This is a genomic window from Pseudoduganella sp. RAF53_2, from assembly GCF_052113985.1.
Lineage (GTDB): Bacteria > Pseudomonadota > Gammaproteobacteria > Burkholderiales > Burkholderiaceae_D > Rugamonas.
On sequence record NZ_JBFRDW010000444.1, the window covers coordinates 1 to 5,130 of the forward strand.

The 5,130-nt window shown below is 60.3% G+C and carries 1 protein-coding gene and 1 pseudogene; both read left to right on the top strand.

Features of this window, described 5'->3' with window-relative positions; all coding sequences use genetic code 11:
* The first annotated feature begins 102 nt into the window (after nt 1–102).
* Nucleotides 103–2,970, top strand: coding sequence for a hypothetical protein (locus AB4Z11_RS22440; protein ID WP_442027777.1), 2,868 nt, complete (start codon nt 103–105; stop codon nt 2,968–2,970).
* A 28-nt stretch (nt 2,971–2,998) separates the two neighbouring features.
* Nucleotides 2,999–5,130 (top strand): annotated as a pseudogene (locus tag AB4Z11_RS22445) (hypothetical protein); the annotation flags it as partial.

Below are 5,130 nucleotides of genomic sequence, written 5' to 3' on the forward strand. Positions count from 1 at the left end.
GGATGGGTCACGAAGACTGCTTTTGTGAAACCATTTGAGAATTCGCAAACCTACCGCAGCGAATATTTGATCCCCCTCAATGCCCTTCCTCAGGAGATAAAAATGCCGAATGCCCTGGATTGGTTGGTCACGACTAAAAGTTCCCAGATGAGCAGCGTGTTTGCGATCGCGGACGCCCTGCAGCAGATGATCAATGCCTATCCGGCGGCGGGCGCGTCGACCAATTGGCAATGGCTGAGCGCGGTTCTTGACGGGAGCTCGACTAATCCGAACGTCGCCAACGCCGTCAGCGCATCGGTACTGGCGCAAGCCGCCATCGAATACAAAGCGCTCAACAAATTGCTGGGCAGCGCGCTGCCGGCTGCCGTGAAACCGCTGGTGCAGTCGACCGCCCAGCTGGCACAGGAGGCCGGCGTAGACTGGCCGCTGTTCGATTTGGAGAACGGCGCTGCGCCGGGAGCCTGGCAGTACGGACTGGAAACCAAATCGCATTGCACGGTCACCGCCTATCCGCAAACCGAATCCTCGCTCGGGTTCAAGATTCCGGCAGAGCACGTGGGCCTGGGCATTGCGCTGCATGGCGATGCGAGCGTTGATCTGGGCGCCAAGGGCGCGTTTTCATGGGGCAGCGTCAGCGCCGGTGCCAGCGCAGGGGCCAGCGCCATCCTCGAAGCGTTCTCCACGCCGGAGAACGACAAGCCGCTGGCCTGGGCGCTGGCCGATCTGCTGAAGGGCGTGCCCACGCCGGGCAAGCTGGAATCTCTGTTCGATAAGGGCAGCGGGCAGGCCCGCCCGCAGAGCATTCAGGCTCTGCACATGAAAGTCGACGGCACGCTGACGGCCACCGGCACTGTGAAGGTCGGCACCACCTTCGTGCAGAACAGCGCAGCGAATGTGCAAATGGCGAGCCTGGGTGTGGACATCGGCCTGTCGGCCAAGTTCCAGCACGATCGCGGCTACAACTTGCGCGTGGTGCTCGACGGCGGCAAGGCCCAGGTCGACCTGACCTGCAGCCGTGCCAACAGCAAGGAGCTGGGCGCGGGGCTGGATGCGGGGCTGTCGATCAGCGGCTATGCCAACAAACTGTCGCAGGCCATGCAGGAAGCCTTCCCCAGCGCGAAGCCCTTGATCGAAAAATTGGGGCCGCTGTCCGACATCCAGGGCTGGCTGCACGACAAGCTGGCCGAAGACCTCGACGGAGCGGCCGAGAACGCGGTGGCCGATCTGGTATTGGCAGGCTCGCCGGCCGCGCGCAAGACGCAGGTGCTGGCGCTACTGAATCAGGCGCTATCCGATGCCTGGCAAAAGGTTGGAATCGACTTCAGCGTTCTCAACACCGCAGACCTGGAAGCCACGGTCATGGATGGTGTGCGCGGTGCGCTGGATGCCAAAAACAATCCGAAAATCGAGCAGGCCATCAAGACGCATCTCCAGCCTGCTGTGGCCAACCTGTTCAAGAATTTGAAGAAGCAGGTGAAGAACGAAGTCGATCGCGTCAAGAAAGATGTCAAAGCCGCGCTCGGCAAGGATGTCAGTGCGCTGCTGGCCCCGCTCGATGAGGCGCTCAAGCCGGTTGACGACCTGATCAAGGACCTGCAGGCAGACATCAATAAACTGGACGCGCCGTTGCTGGAATGGCTGAACGCCTACGAACAAAAGCGCAGCATGCTGGTGAAGGCGATCACGCAAATTGCAGCCAGCCAGCTGAAGCTCTCGCTTGGGAGCGAAATCGCCACCACGCATGAGGAAGTGAGCCTGCTGTCGGTCACCTTCATCCACTACTCCTATGCAGGTGACGCGTTGTATCGCGGACTATGGCGCGGCGACTTGAGCGCACTGCCCGAGCTGATGGAAAGGGCTGCATCCGAACAAGCCATTCTGCCGGGCTATACGGGCTGGCTGGTCGACACGATGGTGCGCCAGAAGACCTATCGCTTCTCGCTGGACTTCTTCGGCCTGGGCTCGATCAGCGCCACGCGTGTTGGCCTGAGCCAGGTCGCGATCAAGGAAGACCTGCGCACACACCGCATTCTGGCCTGCACCAATGTCAACAGCTTGAATGATCGTCTGCTGGAATTCGGCAAATCGCAGGAAGGCAATATGGGCCTGACCCTGGATGCCTTCGCCACTTCCGGCAACGGCGTGCCGCTGACCTTGAGTTTCACGGAAACCGGCAAGAAGATCGATAAAGATGATGTGCAGATGTACTTCAAGACCATGATGGATGCCAGGCTGGTGGACGCTACCGTGGGCGACCGTGCATGGAAGCTGCTGCAGGCCAGCGCGGGCCAGCAGAACAATGTGCTGACCAATGCCATGCTGCGCACCCAGCTTCAACTGACCGGCGACGAGTGGCGCAAGCTGCTGCATCTGAAGTCCAGCGATGTGTACGACGCCACCTGCGCGGTAGTGCTGGACGTGGCGTCGGCGGCATGGGCGATCAATATTCCCGGCCATCAGCTGTCGCAGCCGATCCTTGAGCTGAGTACGCATTTCCCCGATGCCGACTTGCTTAAGCCGACTGGCCTGGTCAGGTGGTGCGCTCGAAATCACGGCACTGTCATCGGCGAGATCCAGGATGCGCTTGGGCCGCTGACGACGGTATGGAAGACCGCCTACATCAATACCTTCCTGCGCATCGGCATGCTTGGCACCGGCTTTGGTGCGGGCATCGATGTGCTGCAAGGGTTATCGTCGACGCTGGCGGCCCTGGCCGACGATCCATCGCAAATCAACAAGGCCGCATTGCAAAGTCAGCTCAGTCAGTGCAACACCGCGCTGCTGAAAGCGTGGGACAGCGCAGCCGGCACTTCGCTGCCCGCCTTCTTCACGCCGCTGCGCTTCCCCTGGCCGACGCTGGCTTTCTACGCCGCGCTGGCGCTGGCGGTCGGCCGTCCACGCGACCGTATCGGCTTGATCAATATGGTGTCACCAACCGGTACGGAACAAGATGCAGTGCTCGTGGTCTAAGCTCGTTTAAGACCTTGGGGAGACGCTGATGTCATCGAAAAAATTGAAGGCACTCACAGGCGCTCTACTGTTTGTTTCGCTCGTCCTCTTCGCCTTGCAGCAGGCCCTGCGCCTGCCTGCAGGCTATGGCGTCGAGGATTTTATGGGATGGACGAATCCCGGTGCGGTCAAAGCGGCACTTTACTATTGGGATAWGCTCCCGGCTTACCACCATGCCGAACGCTGGTATGTGTGGATCGATACGCTGGTGTTCATTCCAATCTACGCTAGCCTGATTTTGGGCGTAACGCGCAAAGTGTTCGGGAAAGTGGCGCGGCACTGGTGGAATCGTGTGGCGGAACTGTTGGCGTATGCCGCCTTGATTCTACTGGCCTGCTATGACCTGGCAGAGAACGCAACGGGATTGGCACGCATGTACTGGGGCGAAGCGCCGCTGTTTTTGTCCAATAACGCCGACATCTTCCATTCGAAGAAATTCTTCTTCATTTCCGTCGCCATTCTTCCATCTGCCTATGCGGCAGTCATGTGGTGGCTTGGCATCGACAGCACCGCGCAGCAGGCGCAGCTGCGCCGGGAGAAGTGGCAGGGCATGATGGGCGTGATTGGGCGCAGCCGTTATGTGCTCGCCGCCTTGCTGCTGTTTGCCGGTTTCACCTTGTTCCTGGATCAATGCCGCGACGTCGTGCTTGGCATGGTCGGCAGCGACTCGCCATTGTTTTTCAAAGTATCGGCAATCGCCTTGAATGCTTTGGCCTGTGCTTTGTTCGCCTATTCCTGCTGGCTTTGGACGCGGCTGGTGGAACAGGTGAAACGCTGCACGCTGCCATCATCCAGCAATGCGGATGTCAATCAATGGATCGGCCGTTTCGCCCAGCAATGGGCAAGGCTGCTGTCGCTGATGCCTGCCTTGATGCTGATGCGCCTGTTTGGCTATGTGACTGGCGACGCGTTGGCGGGCTTGCGCATGGAAGCGGGTACGGCCAGCGAGGCGGCACAAAACTCGCTGTTCTGGCTGCAGTTCTTCGCCTTCCTCGTACTGGCTCTGTGGGGAGCGTTTCTGTGGAAGCGGCAAAAGCTGGCATTGGCACGGCCGGAGGAGTATTACAACTCGCGCGATTTGCCACAGCTGCTGAAGGATGAGCCCAGCCGGGTCGCAGGCTGGCAGGGCAAGCTGGCGTATTTCATCGGACCGACCAATCTGCCCCTGCTGGCCTTGGGCCTGATGCTCCTGATACGGGTGCTGCGGGTGACCATGCCAGAATCTTTTAATGCGCCGTTTGCCTTCGCCGAGCTTTGCCTGAGCCTGACGTGGTGGCTGGGTGTGGCCGGCGTGGTGTCATTGGTCGAGCAGAAGAGCTCAATACCGTGGGGCGCATTTTTCATTGTGCTCGCTGGCGTCTTCGGCGTCATGCAGTGGACGGACAACCACCAGTTTTCCGTGGCGGCTGCGGGTGCCGGCAACGCTGGCGCCAGTTCGCCGGCTCTGTTCCTGCCCGCAGTGCTGATCGGCTGTCTGGCAACGACATGGATCGTCTTCACAAAGCGCTATGCAAGGCGGGAGGGCAGCCAGAACCAGGGACTCGCCCTGATTTCATGCGCGCTGGGTCTTGGCGTGGTATTGGTTGCCGTGTTGTGGGTGGCCGGGCGCACTGCTCCATATAGCCCGATGCTGGGCGTGGAAAAGGAAACCAGGCCGACTCTGCAAAAGGTATTGGATGATCACGGCCTGAAAGGCAAGCCGCTGTACCTGGTTGCCTCAGAAGGAGGCGGCATACGCAGCGCCTATTGGACGGCCTTGATGCTCGCCAAGCTGCATGAGATGCCGGGTTTCGATGAGCGCGTGCTGGCAATCAGCGGCGTCTCTGGTGGCGCGATGGGCGCTGCGGTGTATCGGGCTTGCCTGCGCCGTGACCGCACGCACGTCATGGACTGCGTTGAAACGGGGTTTCGCAAACTGGATGCCTTGTCGCCGCTGGTGGAGTCGCTCATGCTGGAGGATGTAGTTGCCCGCGTCATTCCAACCAGTTTCTGCGCCGCGCCGGGATGCGGCTACATGAGCCGCGCTATCGCCTTTGAACAGGAGTGGATTGAAGCCTTTCCCGAAATGGCCGAGCCTTTCGGTCCCGCGCGGAAAGGCGAGCCGGAGCTGCTGCTGAACAG